At 54.3% G+C, this 21,432-nt stretch carries 19 protein-coding genes and 1 pseudogene; 3 read left to right on the forward strand and 17 right to left on the reverse strand.

Translation table 11 applies throughout. The features are described 5' to 3' along the window. Positions 1-13 precede the first annotated feature (13 nt). The 5 genes from menH to WES_RS06900 all read right to left on the reverse strand — a co-directional run bounded on the left by menH (position 14) and on the right by WES_RS06900 (position 4,723). Positions 14-772 carry a 2-succinyl-6-hydroxy-2,4-cyclohexadiene-1-carboxylate synthase gene (gene menH / locus WES_RS06920; RefSeq protein ID WP_016158677.1) on the reverse strand — a complete coding sequence of 253 codons (759 nt, stop codon included), beginning with the start codon at positions 770-772 and terminating at the stop codon, positions 14-16. Next, positions 769-2,439 carry a 2-succinyl-5-enolpyruvyl-6-hydroxy-3-cyclohexene-1-carboxylic-acid synthase gene (gene menD, locus WES_RS06915; RefSeq protein WP_016158678.1) on the reverse strand — a complete coding sequence of 557 codons (1,671 nt, stop codon included), beginning with the start codon at positions 2,437-2,439 and terminating at the stop codon, positions 769-771. Before menD ends, menH begins: the two co-directional genes overlap by 4 nt. Before the next feature lie 88 nt (positions 2,440-2,527). Next, complete coding sequence (menF, locus tag WES_RS06910; protein WP_016158679.1) at positions 2,528-3,823, reverse strand: isochorismate synthase MenF; 1,296 nt, start codon at positions 3,821-3,823, stop codon at positions 2,528-2,530. Positions 3,824-3,901: 78 nt separating this feature from the next. Beyond that, positions 3,902-4,207 (reverse strand): stress response protein ElaB, encoded by a 306-nt coding sequence (elaB, locus tag WES_RS06905; RefSeq protein WP_000070621.1) that lies wholly within the window; start codon positions 4,205-4,207, stop codon positions 3,902-3,904. 54 nt (positions 4,208-4,261) lie between these two features. Next, positions 4,262-4,723, reverse strand: a complete 462-nt coding sequence (locus WES_RS06900) for a GNAT family N-acetyltransferase (protein WP_016158680.1) — start codon at positions 4,721-4,723, stop codon at positions 4,262-4,264. A 64-nt stretch (positions 4,724-4,787) separates the two neighbouring features. Between WES_RS06900 and rbn the strand changes: the two genes are divergently transcribed. From rbn to WES_RS06885, 3 genes and pseudogenes are all read left to right on the forward strand, one after another. Then, positions 4,788-5,705, forward strand: coding sequence for a ribonuclease BN (gene rbn / locus WES_RS06895; RefSeq protein WP_016158681.1), 918 nt, complete (start codon positions 4,788-4,790; stop codon positions 5,703-5,705). Between the two features lie 129 nt (positions 5,706-5,834). After that, a pseudogene (locus WES_RS23730) lies at positions 5,835-6,188 on the forward strand (M28 family peptidase); the annotation flags it as partial. A gap of 101 nt (positions 6,189-6,289) precedes the next feature. Further along, on the forward strand, positions 6,290-6,793 hold the full coding sequence (locus tag WES_RS06885; protein ID WP_016158683.1) for a YfbM family protein: 504 nt from the start codon (positions 6,290-6,292) through the stop codon (positions 6,791-6,793). A gap of 68 nt (positions 6,794-6,861) precedes the next feature. Here WES_RS06885 and nuoN read toward each other — a convergent pair whose 3' ends face one another. The 12 genes from nuoN to nuoB form a co-directional block, all read right to left on the reverse strand. Next, positions 6,862-8,319, reverse strand: coding sequence for an NADH-quinone oxidoreductase subunit NuoN (gene nuoN / locus WES_RS06880; protein ID WP_000156703.1), 1,458 nt, complete (start codon positions 8,317-8,319; stop codon positions 6,862-6,864). A 6-nt stretch (positions 8,320-8,325) separates the two neighbouring features. Continuing rightward, on the reverse strand, positions 8,326-9,855 hold the full coding sequence (nuoM, locus tag WES_RS06875) for an NADH-quinone oxidoreductase subunit M (RefSeq protein WP_000926452.1): 1,530 nt from the start codon (positions 9,853-9,855) through the stop codon (positions 8,326-8,328). 165 nt (positions 9,856-10,020) lie between these two features. Then, positions 10,021-11,862, reverse strand: a complete 1,842-nt coding sequence (nuoL, locus tag WES_RS06870; protein ID WP_001056629.1) for an NADH-quinone oxidoreductase subunit L — start codon at positions 11,860-11,862, stop codon at positions 10,021-10,023. After that, the gene (gene nuoK, locus WES_RS06865) at positions 11,859-12,161 is read right to left on the reverse strand and encodes an NADH-quinone oxidoreductase subunit NuoK (RefSeq protein ID WP_000612644.1); all 303 of its coding nucleotides are present in this window, start codon (positions 12,159-12,161) and stop codon (positions 11,859-11,861) included. Before nuoK ends, nuoL begins: the two co-directional genes overlap by 4 nt. After that, the gene (gene nuoJ, locus WES_RS06860) at positions 12,158-12,712 is read right to left on the reverse strand and encodes an NADH-quinone oxidoreductase subunit J (protein ID WP_000393513.1); all 555 of its coding nucleotides are present in this window, start codon (positions 12,710-12,712) and stop codon (positions 12,158-12,160) included. Before nuoJ ends, nuoK begins: the two co-directional genes overlap by 4 nt. Positions 12,713-12,723: 11 nt before the next feature. Next, positions 12,724-13,266 (reverse strand): NADH-quinone oxidoreductase subunit NuoI, encoded by a 543-nt coding sequence (nuoI, locus tag WES_RS06855; RefSeq protein WP_000172749.1) that lies wholly within the window; start codon positions 13,264-13,266, stop codon positions 12,724-12,726. 14 nt (positions 13,267-13,280) lie between these two features. Then, on the reverse strand, positions 13,281-14,258 hold the full coding sequence (gene nuoH, locus WES_RS06850) for an NADH-quinone oxidoreductase subunit NuoH (protein WP_000118685.1): 978 nt from the start codon (positions 14,256-14,258) through the stop codon (positions 13,281-13,283). Continuing rightward, on the reverse strand, positions 14,255-16,981 hold the full coding sequence (nuoG, locus tag WES_RS06845) for an NADH-quinone oxidoreductase subunit NuoG (RefSeq protein ID WP_016158684.1): 2,727 nt from the start codon (positions 16,979-16,981) through the stop codon (positions 14,255-14,257). The genes nuoH and nuoG overlap by 4 nt, the downstream gene beginning before the upstream one ends. 52 nt (positions 16,982-17,033) lie before the next feature. After that, positions 17,034-18,371: an NADH-quinone oxidoreductase subunit NuoF gene (gene nuoF / locus WES_RS06840; RefSeq protein WP_000789511.1), complete on the reverse strand. Its 1,338-nt coding sequence runs from the start codon at positions 18,369-18,371 to the stop codon at positions 17,034-17,036. Further along, entirely contained in the window at positions 18,368-18,868 is a 501-nt protein-coding gene (gene nuoE, locus WES_RS06835) for an NADH-quinone oxidoreductase subunit NuoE (RefSeq protein ID WP_000545042.1), read from the reverse strand. Before nuoE ends, nuoF begins: the two co-directional genes overlap by 4 nt. A 2-nt stretch (positions 18,869-18,870) precedes the next feature. After that, positions 18,871-20,673 (reverse strand): NADH-quinone oxidoreductase subunit C/D, encoded by a 1,803-nt coding sequence (gene nuoC / locus WES_RS06830; RefSeq protein WP_000247878.1) that lies wholly within the window; start codon positions 20,671-20,673, stop codon positions 18,871-18,873. A gap of 89 nt (positions 20,674-20,762) precedes the next feature. Then, a complete protein-coding gene (gene nuoB / locus WES_RS06825) occupies positions 20,763-21,425 on the reverse strand; it encodes an NADH-quinone oxidoreductase subunit NuoB (protein WP_000386733.1) in 663 nt (220 codons plus the stop codon). Between the last annotated feature and the right edge of the window lie 7 nt (positions 21,426-21,432).

Below are 21,432 nucleotides of genomic sequence, written 5' to 3' on the forward strand. Positions count from 1 at the left end.
GTGTGTCCTTTAGTCAGAAACGCAAGATCTGCGCCAGACTTGCGATTACGCCAGCGGGATTTTCCCGGTGCGCGTTATGTCCGGCGCGAGGAATGACATGGCAGTCAGCAGCCAGTTCCGCCGCCAGAGCGCGGAATTTGCTGTCACGTTCACCACATAAATAATAAAACGCAAATGTGCGGGCGCTAAGGTTAGCACGTAAATCAGGCTGGACGGACAATGAGGTTGCTTCCAGCATGGCGGCAAGCGTTGCGCCATTATTGTTACTACGCAGCGTCACCAGTTCCTGGCGCTGCTCGTCATTGAGCGAGGCAAAAACCGGTTGTTGATACCAGTCGGCAAAGACCGCCGTTAATGGTTCTGTGCGAAAACGCTGCGCCCAACGGTGATCCGAACGCTGGCGTTCCGCGCGTTGTTCAGCACTTTGCAGCCCAGGATGACCACCTTCGACAATAACGCCACAAAGCCCCGGCATCCCCTGACAGGCCGCCATCATCGCCACGCGTCCACCGAGCGAGTACCCCACCAGCCAGTGATTAGGCATGTTGTAACTAACAAGGGTTTTACGCAGTAAGTCGATGACATCATCAAATCCATCGACGCTAATTTCCGCCGAACCGCCGTGACCAGGGAGATCAACATACAACCGCGAGTAGTCGGCAAACGCTTCGCCGACTTGCTGCCACTCCTGGCAATCGCCGGAAAAACCGTGCAGAAAAACCAGCCAGGGTAAACCTGGCTTGCCGTGTTTTGCCTGCGCGTGCAGGATCATAAATGGCTTACCTGCGCCAGCAACTGCTGGAGGGTCTGCGCACCATCGGTGTCGTTAACCACCATCTCAATCACGGTGGTGGTCGGGGAGCGCCAGGCGTCGGCAAGCGCCGTTTCAAGTTCATGCCAGTTTTGCGGGCGATGATATTTCAACTCAAACATCGCAGCGGCGTGCTCAAAATGGACGTTTTGCGGCATCAGATAGAAACGCTCACGCTCGCTTGTCGGCGTTGGTAGCAGCGAGAAAATTTGCCCGCCGTTGTTGTTCACCACTATTAATACCAGCGGCGCGGAAACCTGGCGCAGTAACGCCAGTGCGTTCAGGTCGTAAAGTGCGGAGAGATCGCCAACAATCGCCAGCGTGGGTTTACCACTCGCCCGCTGAACGCCTGCGGCGGTAGAGAGCAGTCCGTCAATACCGCTGGCTCCACGGTTGCTGTAAACCGGATAACCTGCCGGAAGTTGCGAGAGCGCATCGATCAGACGCACCACCAGGCTGTTACCGACAAACAGTTGCCCCTGTTCCGGTAGATACTCGCTGATGCGGTGTGCCAGTTGCGCTTCACCAAATGCATCACGGCGCGCAACAACCGCCTGCATTGCCTGTTCAGCCAGGCGCGGGAGTTCAACGCACCAGGGTTGGCGTTTTTCTGCCGGATGCAGCTCCAGCCAGTCGGCGATATTAGCAATCAGCCGACGTCCACGATGGTGCGCCGGGTCGAGTCGCCCTTCGATATTATCAACAATCCAGTACTCTTCCGGCTCACAACTCGCCTGCCATTGCAGTAACCGTTTGCCGGTCAGACTGCTCCCCAGTTGCACAACAATCTGCGCCTGCTGTAACTCGCTGGTTGCTTTGGCATTGCCTAACCACAGATCAGCGCACGGCAGCGGCTGTCCGGTTTGCGACAGTACGTCGCCAATCAGCGGCCAGCCAAGAGTTTGCGCCCACTGGGCCACTTTTTTGCCCTCTTCCGCACTCATGCGACCCGCAACGACCACGCCGCGTTTTTGCCGCCAGAAGAACCAGTCGCGCTGTTTTTCACTTTCCAGACGAGGCGCTTCACGCAGCCACGGTTTATTGTCCTGCCACCAGTCGCCCAGACGTTGTTGCCACGCAAGTCCTGTGTCGTCCATCTCGCCATACAACGGTTCAGCAAACGGGCAGTTGATATGGACTCCGCCAGCATGAAGCGTACCGAGAGCATGGTCGATGGTAGAAACCAGCCAGCGAGCGGGAATATCCTGCGTCGGACGCGGTAGTGAAATGCTATGCATGGGGTGGGAGGCGAACATTCCCGGCTGGCGAATCGCCTGATTCGCGCCGCAGTCGATCAGTTCCGGCGGACGATCGGCGGTTAAGAGGATCAGTTTCTCTCCAGTTAACCCCGCTTCAATCAGTGCCGGATAGAGATTTGCCACCGCCGTGCCGGAAGTCACTATCACCGCCACCGGCTGTTTGCTGACTTTCGCCAGCCCTAGCGCCAGATGCCCCAGCCCACGCTCATCAAAATGGGTGTGGTGGATGAATGCAGAATTTTCCGCCGCCGCTAACGTTAACGGCGTAGAACGGGAGCCAGGGGCAATGCAGACGTGTCTGACGCCATGACGCGTTAATGCTTCCAGAATGACCGCCGCCCAGCGTCGGTTAAATGCGCTTACTGACATGAGTTTGTCCGGTATCAATATTGCGGCTAAGTATAAGGAGCTACAAAAATAGATTATTGATATGAATCGGTAATGATGCGACTCATTACTATTCCATTTGTAATAATGTTCGCAACCCTGCCGCTTTGTTGTCGATTTCCTGCCACTCCTGCTCGGGGTCGGAGCCTCGGACAATGCCTGCTCCGGCATATAATCGCACCACATTGTCACTGATTTTCGCCGAGCGCAGGGAAACGCAGAATTCGCTTTGTTGTAATGAGAGATAACCCGCAGAACCGGCATACCATTCACGGGTAAACGGTTCGTGCCGGGCGATGAACTGCCGCGCCAGATTGCGCGGCAAACCAGCAACTGCTGCCGTTGGCTGCAACTGATGTAAACAGATCACATCATCCGCTTTGTTGAGTGAAGTCCAGATACAGCGGCGCAGATGCTGCACTTTACGCAGACGCAGTATCTGCGGCGGTAACACATCCAGCGTCTGGGTATCGGCCTGCAATCGTTGGCAGATATCTTCCACCACCAGCATGTTCTCGCGCTGGTTTTTATCATCCGCCATCAGCCACTCACCCAACTGCTGCGCCTGCTTATCATCAGAATGATTTGCTACCGTTCCAGCCAGAGCTTCGGTACGCAGAGCTTTGTCTCGCCGCCGCCATAGCCGCTCAGGCGTTGAGCCAAGAAAAGCATTTTCGCCATCAAAGGCCATGTAAAAATGATAGCAGTTCAGATTGAGCCGCCGGCTGGCAGCCATCATCGCCGCCGCATTGACCGGACTTGCGAAATGCAGGTCAGTCGCCCGAGCAAGAACCACTTTGTCGAGCTCACCTTCGGCGATGGTTTTCGTTGCCAGTTCGATTAATCGCGTCCAGCCAGTTTTGTCCGGCCAGTGTTGTTCTTTCGTGGTGGTTAAACGTAACGCGGGCAAAGGTTTAATATTCGCCAGTGTGGCGATAAATTCTTTTGCCTTAACTGCATCGTGCTGAAGGGAATTTTCACTGAATAGCGTCAGCCGTAGCGTGGCTTTACCGCCACAGCGCCGCCATTCCAGGCGTGGTAAAAGTAGATTGCCCTGCAACGGGTCAAACGCATTCAGTCCCCAGATGCGTAAGTCGGCGTGTTCTGGATACTGACGAAGAAAACGTTGCGCCTGATCCAACGACGTAAAGCGGGTGATTGCGCCCAGCACAGCAGCTTCTTCATCGCCATTACGTTGTTGCCAGTAAAATTGCGGATACGTTTGCTGACTGGCCAGCCAGCTTAAGGCATCAAAAGCGTCATTGAGAGGGAAAGGAATGTCGAAAACCCGAATGCCGGGTGTCGCAGGAATCTCTTGCGACAAATGGCGCAGTAGATTTTCCAGCGCCGTAGTAAGTGATTGCACGCGGACCTCTCCCTGTTAAAAGCCTCACATTATACGGGGTACTACAGAAAAAATGCAGTACCCCAGTGTAGGGAGGTTTTAACGGCGAGCCAGCAACAGTCCTAATACCAGTCCAACAGCCGCGCCAACGCCAATTCCCTGCCAGGGTTTTTCGTGGACGTAGTCATCGGCGCGATAAACCGCCTGCTTCGCCCGATAGTAATAACTGTCAGAAGCCTGGCTTACCCTTTTTTTCACATCATCCAGCGCCTTTTCTGCACGCGCCTTTAACTCAACATATTTTTGATCGGCGGGATCGCCAGAGGAACGTAGTACCTCTTCAAGTGTTTCACTCAGCAACGTCAGGTCGTCATCGATACGTGTATCACCAAACTGATTAGACATTATCGTTCTCCATTTGCGTAAAACCTGCCACTAACTATAGACAACGGTTATCGATTACGCCTGAATAACCTCGCGCGCCATCCCGATATGCGGAATACCATCTTCCTCATAAATATCGGTCACAGGAATGAAACCAAATTGCCCATAAAAGTTTTGTAAATGCGCCTGCGCCCCCAGATAAATCGGCTTCTCCGGCCAGTGGCGAGTACACGATTCCAGCGCCTTGCTCATCAATTGCTGACCGATTTTTTCACCGCGTAAGGCTTCGCTGACAATCACCCGACCAATCACGACGGGTTGCAGTTCGTCGTCACTTTTCAGAATCCTCGCATACGCCACCAGTATCCCGTTATGCCAACCGAGAATGTGGCGATTTTCTCCCTCCAGATCGTCACCATCGATATCCTGGTAAGGACAGTTTTGTTCCACTACAAATACCGCACAGCGCAGTTGTAATAAGGCATAAAGCTGAGAAACGGATAAATCAGAATGATGCAGATCTTGCCAGTCGATCATGGAAGGCTCCTTTGTGCTGTTTGCTTTATACTAGTCGGAATATTTTCAGCAGCGTGATGAACTCATGGAATTAATTTTTTTAGGCACTTCAGCAGGTGTTCCGACCCGGACACGTAATGTCACAGCCATATTGCTTAATCTGCAACATCCGACGCAAGCCGGGCTTTGGTTATTTGACTGTGGTGAAGGTACACAACACCAGATGTTGCACACGGCATTTAACCCGGGAAAACTGGACAAGATTTTTATAAGCCATCTTCATGGCGATCACCTTTTTGGCTTGCCCGGGTTGCTATGCAGTCGTTCCATGTCAGGCATTGTGCAACCATTAACGATTTATGGTCCGAAAGGTATCCGCGAATTTGTTGAGACAGCGTTACGCATTAGCGGCTCATGGACCGATTATCCGCTGGAAATTGTTGAAATTACGGCAGGAGAAATAGTTGATGATGGCCTGCGCAAGGTAACGGCATATCCAATGGAACATCCACTGGAGTGTTACGGCTATCGTATTGAAGAACATGATAAACCAGGCGCGCTGAATGCCCAGGCGTTAAAAGATGCCGGCGTACAACCCGGTCCGCTGTTCCAGGATTTGAAAAAAGGCAAAACAGTCACGCTGGAAGACGGTCGGCAGATTAATGGCGCTGATTACTTAGCCGCGCCTACGCCGGGTAAATCAATCGCCATTTTCGGTGATACCGGCCCTTGCGATGCCGCAATCGATCTTGCTAAAGGTGTCGACATAATGGTTCACGAAACGACGCTGGATATGGAGATGGAAGCCAAAGCTAACAGCCGTGGGCACAGTTCAAGCCGTCAGGCGGCGACTCTGGCTCGTGAGGCGGGTGTCGGCAAATTGATCATTACCCACGTCAGCTCACGCTATGATGATAAAGGCTGTCAGCATTTATTACGCGAGTGCCGGGCAATTTTCCCGGCAACAGAACTGGCGAGCGATTTCGCGGTGTTTCACGTATAATTTTTAATTAATTGATAACAGGGCAAAATAGCCCTGTTTCATCAGCCAATGGTTCAGGCTACTTTTATATAAATCTATTAAGAGAACAATATGTTTGAGCATGATATTTATCATTAGTAGTGATAAATAAAAAACTCCCCTTACTCGCCTATGTCCTGGCTTTATCCCGATCGAGGTGACTTTATTGCTGTGGTCGGCAGAATGCAGGATATCAGCGCCGTGCGTCAGGTAAAAGCCGCGTTGTTATCGTCAAAAGAATTATCTGTTTATTCTATTAATGCCCCTGATTTTATTCCCGGCATTGATTTCTCCGACCACCTTAATTACTGGCAGCAGGATATTCCCGCCGTCATGATTACAGACACAGCTTTTTATCGTAATAAACAATATCACCAGCCCGGCGATACAGCAGACAGACTGAACTATCAGAAAATGGCGCAGGTGGTGGATGGTGTTATAACCTTGTTGTACAACAGTAAATAATAAAATTTTCTCGAGGCGGCTCCAGAAAAAGCAGCTTGTATATTTTATTTTTCTCCGTCTGTTTTAAGATGCGCAAAAGGAAATCTGACGGGAGAAATAAGATGGGAATGATTGCGTATTTTGCGGAAATAAACTCAGAAAAGGCCAACAAGCTGATTGAGTCTAATGAAAAATCTTTAATGGACGATATTCATGAAACGCTTTCAGGCTCAAGGCGACTGGATATTGATAAACGCTGGGATTTTTTACATTTTGGCCTGACGGGCACATCTGCCTTTGATCCAGCGAAAAATGATCCGCTGAGTCGTGCTGTGCTCGGTGAACATAGTCTCGAAGAGGGCATCGATGGTTTCCTGGGATTGACATGGAATCAGGAATTAGCCGCTACTATCGACCGCCTGGAGACACTCGACCGAAATGAGCTGCGTAAAAAGTTTTCCATTCAGCGGCTCAATGAAATGGAGATTTATCCGGGAGTGACTTTTTCAGAAGAGTTAGAGGGGCAGCTCTTTGCGTCCATCATGCTTGATATGGAAAAACTGATTAGCGCGTATCGACGTATGCTACGGCAAGGGAATCATGCGCTGACGGTTATTGTTGGGTGATGGTGTCAGGGCACCATAAAAAAACCGCCGAACATGTCGGCGGCTTTCTCAGCTTACAGACTGACGACTTACATCATCGGCATTGCTAACCGCACAATGCTAATCAGCGGTTGCGGCCATACACCCAGCACCAGAACCAGCAGTGCAGAGATTAGCACCACGATACCACCTGCTGTGTACTGCCAGTCTGACGGCGCATCACGGTTTGGCTGTTCTGAACCATGAAGGTACAGACTCACCGCCACACGCAGGTAGTAGTAGAGACCAATTGCCGAACCGACAACCACGGCACCCACCAGCCACCACAAGTGTGCCTGGACACCGACCGCCAGCACGTAGAACTTACCGATAAAGCCCAGCGTCATCGGGATACCGGCCAGAGACAGCATCATCACCGTCATCACTGCCGCGAGGATCGGACGATGCCAGAACAGACCACGGTAAGAGAACAGGGAATCAGCATCCGGGCCACGGTACGGGCTGGACATCAGGCTGACTACACCGAACGCACCGAGGCTACTGAACAGATAACCGGCCAGGTAAACCCCTACCGCTTCCATCGACATCTCGCCAGTTTGCAGCGCAATCAGCGCCACCAGCAGATAGCCGAGGTGAGAGATAGATGAGTAACCGAGCAGACGTTTGATGTTGGTCTGGCTCAGCGCCATCAGGTTACCGAAGATGATGGAGGCAAAGGCGATAATCGCCAGCACCACGCGAATCGCTTCGCTGTCACCCACCGGTGCGTAAAGGAACAAACGCATCACCACACCGAAGATAGCGATTTTGCTCGCCGTCGCCAGGAAGGTGGAAACCGGAGCTGGCGCGCCCTGGTATACGTCTGGCGTCCACAGGTGGAACGGCACCAGAGAGAGTTTGAAGCCGAGGCCAACAATCATCAGGCCGAAACCTGCCAGCAACAGCGGCTCGTTGAGCATACCATCGCCGAGGTTTTTACCCAGTGCAACAAACGACAGGTCACCAGACTGCGCGTACACCAGCGCCATACCGAACAGCAGAAAAGAAGACGCGGCGGCAGAGAGAATGGTGTATTTGATACTGGCTTCAAGCGAACGTTTCTGGCGGAAAGCGTAACCGACCAGGCCAAACAGCGGCAGAGAGATCAGTTCGATACCGAGGAACAGAGACGCCAGATGGTTGGCATTCGCCAGCAGGATCCCGCCCAGCGCGGCAATTAACACCAACAGGTAGAACTCGTCCTTGTTGTCGTTATAGCCTTCAAGCCACGGGTAAGCGAAAGTACAGGTGGCGAGGCTCGCCAACAGTACCAGCCCGGTGTAAAGCATGGCGAAACCATCAACGCGCATCAGCGGCGTAACGTCCATAGCGCCCGCCTGGCCGACAAACCAGAGCGAAACCAGCGCCGCGTTAAGCCCAATAACCGAGAGCGTAGCGTTGAGGAAATGATTGCGTCGCCACGCAATGGAGAGCATCACAACCACCACCGTCAAGCCGACGATCAGCAACGGTAGCAGTGCGATCAGGTTTTGTGGAGTTATTGTCATGGCGATTTACGGCCTTGTAGTAGTAACGGAATTAACAAACCACTGCTGGATATTGCCAATCGCGGAGTGCGAGGTATCCAGAATCGGCTGCGGATAGAAGCCCAGCAGTACCAGCAGCACCACCAGCAACAGGATCATAAACAGCTCACGCAGCGACATCCCTGGCAGTTCCTGGCTGGCAATCTGGCTTTTCGCTTTACCGAAGTAAGCGCGATGCAACATCGCCAGCGAATAAACAGATGCAAAGACCAGCCCAAAGGTAGAGATAACGGTAATCACCGGGACAACCTGGAAGCTGCCGAACAGAATCATAAATTCGCCGACAAAGTTACCGGTGCCAGGCATCCCAAGCGTTGCCACCGCAAAGAACAGGGACAGTGCTGGCAGCCATTTCATCTTGCTCCACAGACCGCCCATCATGCGCATGTCGCGGGTGTGGATACGTTCATAAAGCTGACCGCAGAGAATAAACAGACCCGCCGCCGACAAGCCGTGCGCAATCATCTGAATAACCGCACCCTGGTAGGCCAACTGGCTGCCGGTGTAGATAGCAATCAGCACGAAGCCCATGTGGGAAACCGAGGTGTAGGCGATCAGACGTTTGATATCAGTCTGGGCAAAGGCCATCCACGCACCGTAGAAGATGCCGATAACACCCAGCCACATAGCGATTGGCGCGAACTCTGCCGACGCGTTCGGGAACAGCGGCAGGGAGAAACGCAGCAGACCGTAAGCGGCGGTTTTCAGCAAGATCCCCGCGAGGTCAACGGAACCGGCAGTCGGTGCCTGGGAGTGCGCATCCGGCAGCCAGCCGTGCAGTGGAACCACCGGCATTTTCACCGCAAAGGCGATGAAGAAGCCCAGCATCAGCAGATATTCCACACCGCTGGACATTGGCGTATTCAGCAACTCTTCATAGTTGAAGGTCCAGACGCCGGTCGCATTGTAGTGAACAAAAACCAGCGCCAGGATGGCGATCAACATCACCAGACCACTCGCCTGGGTATAAATGAAGAACTTGGTTGCCGCCGTGATACGCGTTTTACCGTCAGAGGCTTTATGCCCCCACAGTGCGATCAGGAAGTACATCGGCACCAGCATCATTTCCCAGAAGAAGAAGAACAGGAACATGTCGATGGCAAGGAACACGCCGATAACGCCGCCCAGGATCCACATCAGGTTGAGGTGGAAGAAGCCCTGATATTTTTCGATCTCATTCCACGAGCAAAGTACCGCCAGCACGCCGAGCAGACCGGTCAGGACGACCATCAGCAGCGACAGACCATCAATGGCGAGATGGATAGAGATTCCAAAACGCGGGATCCACGGCATGTCGAATTCAGACTGCCACTGCGGAATTCCGGCGGATTGCGTCAGTGAATAACCGCCCTGCAACCACAGTTGCAGCGACAGCGCCAGCGTCAATCCCATGGTGATCAGCGCGATCCAGCGCGGCACCTTGACGCCAAAGCGTTCGGTCTGCCAGCACAGGAAGCCGCCGATAAAGGGAATTAATATTAGCCAGGGTAGTAACATGGCGATCTTTATTCCTTGTAAAAGTCCCGTCAGGACCGGATTTTCAACGAATTCTCACGACAGAAAATTCTCTTCGGATTGCGGTTGTAGTGTCGGATGCGCCGCGAAGGCGGCTTATCCGACCTACGTACTTATATGCCCAGGGGCGACCCCACAATCCTTAACTCAACGCAGTACCATCAACAGTGCCAGCACCACGACCGCACCGATGCTCATGGATGCCACATACCAGCGCAGGTAGCCGTTCTCACTGAACAGCAGACCTTTACCCGCAAGGCGCGAGAGAACCGCCGGAATGTTCATCATTGAGTTCAGCGGATCGCGTTTCAGCAACCAGGCGATACCCAGGAACGGCTTGACGAACACTTTGTCGTACAACCAGTCAAAGCCCCAGGCGTTGTACCACCAGGTTCCCAGCAGGCGACCCGGCGCACTGTTGGCAATGGAGGTCACCAGAGTACGTTTACCCAGCCACAGCCAGGCTGCCAGCAGAATGCCGACGACCGCAACCACGCCAGAGGTAATTTCCAGGGTCAACATGCTGCCGTGTGCCAGTTCCGTAGTTTGCGGAAGCACGCCCTGCAGCGGCGGTACAATCAGTGCGCCAACGAAGGTGGAAAGGATCAGCAGCACAATCAGCGGCAGGCTGTGGGTGATCCCTTTCACGGCGTGAGCGTGAATTTGTTCTTTTCCGTGGAAGACGATGAAAATCATACGGAAGGTGTAGAGCGAGGTCATAAACGCACCGACCAGACCTGCCACCATCAGATTGATATGACCATTCGCCATCGCACCCGCGAGGATCTCATCTTTACTGAAGAAGCCCGCAGTGACCAGCGGCAGTGCCGACAGTGCCGCGCCGCCCACCAGGAAGCAGAGATAAACCAGCGGAATAGATTTACGCAGACCGCCCATCTTGAAGATGTTCTGTTCGTGATGACAAGCCAGAATGACGGAACCGGATGCCAGGAACAGCAACGCTTTAAAGAACGCGTGGGTCATCAAGTGGAAAATCGCCGCATCCCATGCCTGTACGCCAAGCGCCAGGAACATGTAGCCAATCTGGCTCATGGTGGAGTAAGCGAGAACACGTTTGATGTCGGTTTGTACCAGCGCGGCAAAGCCTGCCAGCACCAGCGTCACCGCACCCACGATACCGACCAGATGCAGAATTTCCGGAGTCATCAGGAACAGACCGTGGGTACGGGCGATCAGGTAGACACCAGCGGTTACCATCGTTGCAGCGTGGATCAGCGCAGAGACAGGCGTCGGGCCAGCCATCGCGTCGGCAAGCCATGTCTGCAACGGCAGCTGCGCAGATTTACCGACCGCACCGCCCAGCAGCATCAGCGTCGCCCACATCAGCATGTTATTGCCTTCAGCAAAGTGCGCTGGTGCCAGTTCCACCATTTCGCGGAAGTTCAGGGTGCCCAGTTCGTTGTAGAGAATGAACAGCGCGAAAGCGAGGAACACGTCACCCACACGGGTCACGACGAACGCTTTCATTGCCGCTGCGCCATTCTTCGGATCGGTGTAATAGAACCCGATCAGCAGATAGGAGCACAGGCCCACGCCTTCCCAGCCGAGGTACATCAGCAGCAGGTTGTCGGCGAGAACCAGAACCACCATGCTGGCGATGAACAGGTTGGTGTAGGCGAAGAAGCGAGAGTATCCCTCTTCACCGCGCATATACCAGGAAGCGTACATGTGGATCAGGAAACCCACACCGGTGACCACCGAGAGCATGGTCAGCGACAGGCCGTCCAGCACCAGGTTGAAACCGATATTAAAGTCGCCTACCGACATCCACGTCCACAGCGGCTGGCTGTAAGCCTGCTCGCCATTAGCGAAGAAATCGACGCCAATAAAGGCAGTTACCAGCGCCGCCAGGCCTACAGAGCCAACGCCCACGATCGCCGAGACGTTTTCAGACCAGCGCCCACGGGAGAACGCCAGCAGGACGAAGCCAATCAATGGCAAAATAATGGTTAAGGCAAGCATGTTCATCCGCGCATCTCACTTACTGAATCGATGTTCAGGTTCTGGCGACGACGGTGAAGTTGCAGCAGCAGCGCAAGGCCGATACTCGCTTCCGCCGCCGCGAGGCTGATGGCGAGAATGTACATCACCTGACCGTCGGTCTGGCCCCAGTAGCTACCGGCGACCACAAAGGCCAGCGCGGAGGCGTTAATCATGATTTCCAGACCAATCAGCATAAACAGCAGATTGCGACGGATAACCAGACCGGTTAAGCCAAGAACGAATAAGATTGCCGCGAGGATCAGTCCATGTTGTAAGGGGATCATGCGCGCTCCTCCGTTTTTCTTTTCGCGCTGTCGTCTTTACGATTGCTCAGCACTTCACCCGCACGCTCTTCACGACCGACGTGGAAGGCGACAACCAGACCGGCCAGCAGCAGCATAGAAGCCAGTTCAACCGCCAGTACGTAAGGCCCGAACAGCGTAATACCCACTGCTTTAGCACTGATTGGCGTACCGTCGATACCCTGATCGTTAACACCGAGAATGGCGTAAACAATCACCACCAGCATGATGGCCGACAAAATTGCCGGGCCAATCCACACCTGCGGTTTCAGCCACTGGCGCTCCTGTTCAATTTCCGAACCGCCCAGGTTGAGCATCATCACCACGAACACGAACAGCACCATAATGGCACCCGCGTAGACGATAATTTCCAGCGCACCGGCGAAGTAAGCGCCCAGTGAGAAGAACACTCCAGAAATCGCCAGCAGCGAAATAATCAGGTACAGCAGCGCGTGTACCGGATTGGTATGGGTGATCACTCGCAAGGTCGCAAGTATGGCTATCAGGCCACAGATATAAAAAGCGAACTCCATTGCCCCTCTCCTTACGGTAACAGGCTCTTGACGTCGATAGGCTTGGCTTCGTTCTCTGCTTCGCCCTTATCTTTGCCGTCGATTGCCATACCTGCCATCCGGTAGAAGTTATATTCCGGGTATTTGCCCGGACCGGAGATCAGCAGATCCTCTTTCTCGTAAACCAGATCCTGGCGCTTGTATTCCCCCATTTCGAAATCCGGGGTTAACTGGATCGCCGTGGTCGGACAGGCTTCTTCGCACAGACCACAGAAAATGCAGCGTGAGAAGTTGATGCGGAAAAATTCCGGATACCAGCGACCGTCTTTGGTTTCTGCTTTTTGCAGCGAGATACAGCCGACCGGGCAGGCTACCGCGCAGAGGTTACAGGCTACGCAACGCTCTTCGCCGTCCGGGTCGCGGGTCAGAACGATACGACCACGATAACGGGGCGGCAGATAGACCGGCTCTTCCGGGTACATTCGCGTTTCGCGTTTGGCGAACGCGTGCAGGCCGATCATCCAGATACTACGAACCTGGGTGCCGAAACCTACTAACAATTCTTTTAAGGTCATGGTCTTAGTGCCCCTTATTGCGCCTGCCAGAGAATGACAGCCGCCGTTACCAGCAAGTTGATCAGCGTCAGCGGCAGGCAGATTTTCCAGCCGAAGGACATTACCTGGTCATAACGCGGACGCGGTAACGACGCACGAATCAAAATGAACATCATCATAAAGAACGCGGTTTTCAGCGCGAACCAGATGAATGGCGGTAACAACGGGCCTTGCCAGCCACCGAAGAACAGTGTCACCATCAGTGCAGAGATGGTCACAATCCCGATGTATTCACCCACGAAGAACAGACCGAACTTCATACCGGAATATTCAATGTGGTAACCATCCGCCAGTTCCTGCTCGGCTTCCGGCTGGTCAAACGGATGACGGTGACACACCGCCACGCCCGCAATGGCAAAGGTAATAAAACCAAAGAATTGCGGGATGACGTTCCACACATGCGCCTGGCTGTTGACGATGTCGGTCATGTTGAATGAACCGGCCTGCGCCACCACGCCCATCAGGGAAAGCCCGAGGAACACTTCGTAGCTCAGGGTCTGCGCAGAAGCACGCATCGCACCCAACAGCGAGTATTTGTTGTTACTTGACCAGCCCGCAAACAGCACCGCGTAGACCGCCAGACCTGCCATCATCAGGAAGAACAAAATCCCGATGTTCAGGTCGGCAACCACCCAACCCGGACTGACTGGCACAATCGCAAAGGCCAGCAGCAGCGAGGTAAAGGCAATCATCGGCGCCAGGGTAAAGATGACGCGATCCGAGAATTTCGGGATCCAGTCTTCTTTAAAGAACATTTTGATCATGTCCGCGACCAGCTGGAGCGAACCGCCCCAGCCAACACGGTTAGGTCCGTAACGGTTCTGGAACAGACCCAGCAGGCGACGTTCGCCAAAGCTCATGAATGCCCCGCAGGTGACAACCACCAGCAGGATCACCACCGCTTTGAGGATGGTCAGCAGGATCTCAATCAGTTCCGGTGATAACCAACTCATTGTTGTGCCTCCTTGAGATCCTCAAGATGCGCGCCAGCCAGCACTGGAGCAATGCCGGACATCCCCATCGGCAAGCCCACCTGCCCTGCCGTCAGCCCTTCGGCGATTTCAACCGGCAACGTGACCGTGTTGCCATCGTAACTAAAGGAGACGCGTGTACCCGCGTTCACACCCAACTTCGCGGCATCTGCCGGGTTAAGTTTGATGTACGGCTGCGGCATACGGCTCTGGAAGACCGGAGCACGCTGTGACAGTTCATCGCTGCCAAACAGGTGGTAGTACGGCGCGATACGCCATTTCCCTTCCTGCGGCTGGAAGCGTGCCGGTACGCTGGTGAAGTAATCCAGACCGTTTTCGCTGGTTTCAAACAGACGCACACCCGGATCGCCAAAGCGCAGTTTGCCGCCCACTTCATCCTGGAACTTGTTCCACGCCTGCGGGGAGTTCCAGCCCGGCGCCCAGGCAAACGGCACTTGCGAACGGTGCGCGGTCGGCTGGTTGTTACCTTCCATCGAGAAGGTGAACATGGTGTCAATATCCTGCGGCTGACGCGGCTCATGAACGCTGATGTTGGCGCGCATGGCGGTACGACCACTGTAACGGTGCGGCTCACGAGCCAGTTTCTGACCACGAATGCGGAATGTCGCATCCGGCGCGGCATCTTTGATACCCGCCAGCTCCGGGATTTTCGCCACAACGGCGTCAATCACATGGTCGAGCTGCGTCCAGTCCACTTCACGGCTCAGCAGGGTGCTGTGCAGCGAGTGCAGCCAGCGCCAGCTTTCCAGCATGACCGTTTTGCTGTCGTAATAGGACGGGTCGTAAACTTGGAAGAAACGTTGAGCGCGACCTTCGTTGTTGATAACCGTACCGTCGCTTTCAGCAAAGCTGGCGGCGGAAAGCACCAGATGGGCGTTTTCCATGATCGCTGTGCGTTGATGGTCAACCACCATCACCAGCGGCGCTTTAGCCAGCGCAGCATTCACGCGGGTTGCGGAAGCGTGACGATGCAGATCGTTTTCCAGCACCACCACCGCGTCGGCGCGTCCGGTTTCCAGTTCGGTTAACGCTTCTTCAAGCGAACCGCCGCCCATAATGCCCAGCCCCATGCTGTTGACGGAACGGGCAATCATGGTGATACCTACGTCAGCGCCGCGACCTTTCAGGGCTTTCGCCACGTTAGCCGCCGCCTGAATCACTTCTGTGCTACCGGCGTTCGTCCCGGAGATAATCAACGGTTTCTTCGCACCAGCCAGTGCCTGCACGATGACGTCGATTTTGCTTTGCAGCTCAGGCTCGATACCGTCAACTGCCGGTGCGGAGTTATCCAGCGCATGGGCGATGGCAAAACCTAAACGCGCCTGATCTTCAACCGGTGCGCGGTAAGTCCACGCTGCGATATCATCCAGACGGGTGTCATCAACGTTAGTGACAAACAGCGGATGCTTCGCACGTTGACCGATGTTGAGGATTGCCGCAATCTGCCAGTCAGCCACTTTCTGTGCTGCCGCCATTTCGCGTGCTTTACCTTTCACCGCCTGACGCACCGCTAGCGCGACGCGTGCGCCGGTCTGGGTAACATCTTCGCCCAGTACCAGTACCGCATCATAAGATTCGATTTCGCGCAGCGCCGGCGTATAAATGCCGCCTTCACGCAGCACTTTCAGCGCCAGTTGCAGACGTTCCTGCTCACCGTGAGCGATACCGGTGTAGAAGTTTTCTTCGCCCACCAGCTCACGCAGCGCAAAGTTGCTTTCTACGCTGGCTCGCGGAGAACCGATGCCGATCACTTTCTTCGACTGACGCAGAATATCTGCTGCGCCCTGCATTGCCTGTTCGGCGTTGAGGGTAATGAAATCATCGCCACGACGCTGTACCGGCTGACGCGGACGATCTTTCAGGTTGACGTAGCCGTAACCGAAACGACCACGGTCGCAGAGGAAGTAGTGGTTTACCGTACCGTTGTAACGGTTTTCGATACGACGCAGTTCGCCGTAACGTTCGCCGGGGCTGATGTTACAGCCGATGGAACATTGCTGGCAGATGCTCGGCGCAAACTGCATATCCCATTTACGGTTGTAACGCTCGGAGTGCGTTTTGTCGGTAAATACGCCGGTCGGGCAAATTTCGACCAGGTTACCGGAAAATTCGCTTTCCAGGGTGCCATCTTCCGGGCGACCGAAGTAGACGTTGTCGTGCGCGCCATAAACGCCCAGATCCGTACCGTCAGCGTAATCTTTGTAGTAACGCACACAGCGGTAACAGGCGATGCAGCGGTTCATTTCATGAGAGATGAACGGCCCCAGATCCTGATTGCGGTGGGTACGTTTGGTGAAACGGTAGCGACGGAAGGTATGCCCGGTCATCACGGTCATATCCTGAAGGTGGCAGTTACCGCCTTCTTCACATACCGGACAGTCGTGCGGGTGGTTAGTCATTAACCACTCGACCACACTTTCACGGAACTGTTTCGCTTCTTCGTCGTCAATGGAAATAAAGGTGCCATCGGAAGCCGGTGTCATACAGGACATCACCAGGCGACCACGCGTGTCTTCCGCGTTTTGGTATTGCTTCACCGCACACTGGCGGCAAGCACCGACGCTTCCCAGCGCCGGATGCCAGCAAAAGTAAGGAATATCAAGGCCCAGAGACAGACAAGCTTCCAGCAGGTTGTCCGCGCCGTTGACCTCATATTCTTTGCCGTCTACATGAATTGTAGCCATTAGCATGCTTCCAGTTTTCTCAGTCAGAGACTGAGCGTTAATCGAAATTCGGTTACCAGCGTTCTTTCAGCAGGTTCGGCTGAATCCCATTAATCAAATGGGTATTGCTGAACGGCTGTTTGATTCCCGCTTCAAATTCTTCGCGGAAATATTTGATGGCGCTCTGTAACGGCTCCACCGCACCAGGTGCGTGGGCACAGAAGGTTTTACCCGGGCCTAAGAATCGACACAGTTGCTCAAGTGTTTCGATATCGCCCGGCTGACCTTCGCCCCGCTCCAGCGCACGCAGAATTTTCACGCTCCACGGTAGACCGTCACGGCACGGTGTACACCAGCCGCAGGATTCACGGGCGAAAAACTCTTCCAGGTTACGCACCAGCGATACCATGTTGATCTCATGGTCAACCGCCATCGCCAGCGCCGTACCCAGACGGCTGCCCGCTTTACCGATACTTTCGAATTCCATCGGCAGGTCAAGGTGCGCTTCGGTCAGGAAGTCGGTGCCCGCGCCGCCTGGCTGCCAGGCTTTGAATTTCAGGCCGTCACGCATACCACCGGCGTAATCTTCGAGGATCTCGCGTGCGGTAGTGCCGAACGGCAGTTCCCACAGACCCGGATTTTTCACCCGACCGGAGAAGCCCATCAGCTTGGTGCCAGCATCTTTGCTTTTCGAGATGTTCTGATACCACTCCACGCCGTTAGCAAGGATTGCCGGAACGTTACACAGGGTTTCGACGTTGTTGACGCAGGTCGGTTTACCCCATGCGCCGGAGGTTGCCGGGAATGGCGGTTTTGAACGCGGGTTAGCGCGACGCCCTTCCAGGGAGTTGATTAACGCTGTTTCTTCACCGCAGATGTAGCGCCCTGCCCCGGTATGGACAAACAGTTCAAAATCAAAACCTGTTCCCATAATGTTTTTGCCAAGCAGACCCGCTTCGGTCGCTTCAGCAATGGCACGGCGCAGATTCACTGCCGCTTCAATATATTCGCCACGCAGGAAGATGTAGCCACGGTAAGCTTTCAGCGCAAACGCGGAGATGAGCATACCTTCCACCAGCAGGTGCGGCAGTTGTTCCATCAGCAGGCGGTCTTTATAGGTGCCCGGCTCCATTTCATCGGCGTTACACAGCAGGTAACGGATGTTCATGGATTCGTCTTTCGGCATCAGGCTCCACTTCAGGCCAGTAGAAAAGCCTGCACCGCCGCGCCCTTTCAGGCCGGAGTCTTTTACCTGAGTAACGATTTCGTCCGGAGAAAGTCCGGTCAGCGCCTTACGCGCCCCTTCGTAACCGTTTTTGCTGCGGTATTCATCCAGCCACACTGGCTGTTTATCATCACGCAGACGCCAGGTCAGCGGATGCGTTTCGGGAGTACGGATAATGTTTTTCATTTATACCGCTCCAGCAGTTCAGGGATCGCTTCCGGGGTCAGATGCGCGTGAGTGTCCTCATCGATCATCATGTTCGGCCCTTTATCACAGTTCCCCAGGCAGCAGGTTGGCAGCAGCGTAAAGCGACCGTCAAACGTCGTTTGCCCTGGTTTGATGTTCAGTTTTTTCTCCAGCGCCGCCTGAATGCCCTGGTAACCGTTGATGTGACAGACCACGCTGTCGCAATAACGGATCACATGGCGACCAACTGGCTGGCGGAAGATCTGGCTGTAGAATGTTGCCACGCCTTCGACATCGCTCGCCGGAATACCCAGAACGTCAGCGATCGCGTGGATCGCACCGTCCGGCACCCAGCCACGCTGCTTCTGAACGATCTTCAGGGCTTCAATGGACGCCGCACGCGGGTCTTCGTAGTGGTGCATCTCGTGCTCAATCGCTTCACGCTCTGCCGCACTCAGCTCAAAAGCCTCGGTTTGTGGTTGTTGATTCTCGTGCATAATTAGCGGTCCACATCTGACATAACAAAATCGATACTGCCCAGATAAACAATCAGGTCAGACACCAGGCTGCCACGGATCGCCGCCGGAATTTGCTGCAAGTGCGCATAACTCGGCGTGCGGATACGGGTGCGATAACTCATGGTGCTGCCGTCGCTGGTCAGGTAGTAACTGTTGATCCCTTTGGTCGCCTCAATCATCTGGAAGGATTCATTGGCAGGCATCACCGGCCCCCACGACACTTGCAGGAAGTGGGTGATCAGGGTTTCGATATGTTGCAGCGTGCGCTCTTTCGGCGGCGGCGTAGTCAGCGGGTGATCCGCTTTGAACGGGCCTTCCGGCATGTTGTTGAGGCACTGCTCAAGAATGCGCAGACTCTGGCGCAGCTCTTCCACTTTCAGCATTACGCGGGTGTAGCAGTCAGAAACGCCACCACCAACCGGGATTTCAAAGTCGAAGTTTTCATAGCCAGAATATGGACGCGCCTTACGCACGTCGAAGTCGATCCCGGTGGCGCGCAGGCCCGCACCGGTGGTGCCCCACTCCAGCGCCTCTTTCGCGCCGTAGGCGGCAACGCCCTGGGAACGGCCTTTCAGAATGGTGTTTTGCAGCGCCGCTTTCTCGTAAGACGCCAGACGTTTCGGCATCCAGTCGAGGAACTCACGCAGCAGACGATCCCAGCCACGCGGCAGGTCGTGCGCTACGCCGCCAATACGGAACCACGCCGGGTGCATACGGAAACCAGTGATTGCTTCCACCAGATCGTAAATTTTCTGACGATCGGTAAAGGCGAAGAATACTGGCGTCATTGCGCCGACGTCCTGAATAAAGGTCGAGATGTACAGCAGGTGGCTATTGATACGGAACAGTTCGGAAAGCATTACGCGAATCACGTTAACGCGATCCGGCACGGTAATTCCGGCCAGTTTCTCTACCGCCAGCACATAAGGCATTTCGTTAACGCAGCCGCCGAGGTATTCGATACGGTCGGTATACGGAATGTAGCTGTGCCATGACTGGCGTTCGCCCATTTTCTCCGCGCCACGGTGGTGGTAGCCGATGTCTGGTACGCAGTCGACAATCTCTTCGCCGTCGAGTTGCAAAACGATACGGAAAGCCCCGTGTGCCGACGGGTGGTTCGGACCGAGGTTGAGGAACATGAAGTCCTCGTTTTCGGTGCCGCGCTTCATCCCCCACTCTTCCGGTTTGAAGGTCAGGGCTTCCATCTCCAGATCCTGTTTGGCTTTGGTCAGCTCAAACGGCGAGAATTCGGTTGCGCGCGCCGGGTAATCTTTACGCAGCGGGTGACCTTTCCAGGTTTGCGGCATCATGATGCGGCGCAGGTTCGGGTGACCGTCGAAAGTAATGCCAAACAGATCCCAGGTTTCACGCTCATACCAGTTAGCGTTCGGGAACAATTTGGTAAAGGTCGGTACGTGCAAGTCGTTTTCAGCCAGCGCCACCTTCAGCATGATGTCGCGGTTACGATCGATGGAAATCAGATGGTAGAAAACAGAAAAATCCGCAGCAGGTAGCCCTTCGCGGTGGGTGCGCAGACGTTCGTCCATGCCGTGTAAATCAAACAGCATGACGTAAGGTTTCGGCAGTTTCTTTAAGAAATCGCCAACTTCCAGTAATTGTTCACGCTTGATCCACACAACGGGAACCCCGGTGCGAGTCGCCTGAACAGTAAAGGCATCCGGCCCAAAACGGTTGCGCAGTTCGCCTATCACCGGATCATCAAGATGATCGCGGGTCTGCCAGGCGGGTTCTTGCGCGGTTAAGTCGGTCATATTGTTCACCATTGCATATGGTCCGTGGTGACTGTCGGCGTGGCTTCGCGCAATAGATTTAGGAATAAGCGAAGAAAAATACCTTTGCCGACAGGCGCAAATTAAATCTCGTCAGGGGTGCGCAGGTTGGTAACGGCAATGCGTTCACCGCGCTTGCGTTCGCGCTCTGATTGCATATTGGCGCGATAAACGCCCTGATCGCCAACGACCCAGGAGAGCGGGCGACGTTCTTTACCAATAGATTCCTGCAACAGCATCAGTGCCTGCATATACGCTTCCGGACGCGGCGGACACCCCGGGATATACACATCAACCGGAATGAATTTATCAACGCCCTGTACAACGGAATAAATGTCGTACATACCGCCAGAGTTGGCACAGGCTCCCATGGAGATAACCCATTTCGGCTCCAGCATCTGGTCATACAGACGCTGAATAACCGGTGCCATTTTGGTAAAGCAGGTTCCTGCTACCACCATCAGGTCAGCCTGACGCGGCGAAGCACGCAATACTTCTGCGCCAAAACGCGCCACGTCATGCACCGCAGTAAATGAGGTCACCATCTCAACGTAACAGCAGGAAAGACCGAAGTTATACGGCCAAATTGAGTTTTTACGACCCCAGTTAACCATGTCATTGAGCTTGCCCATAAACACGTTTTTGTTAACTTCTTGCTCCAGAGGGTCGGTTACGATCTCCTGCTTTTGCAGGGGGTAACGGTCGTTCTCACCGTTGGGATCTATGCGGGTGAGCGTATAATCCATCTTAATG

Origin of the sequence: Escherichia sp. KTE31 (assembly GCF_000407925.1) — a bacterium.
GTDB classification, from domain to species: Bacteria; Pseudomonadota; Gammaproteobacteria; order Enterobacterales; family Enterobacteriaceae; genus Escherichia; species Escherichia ruysiae.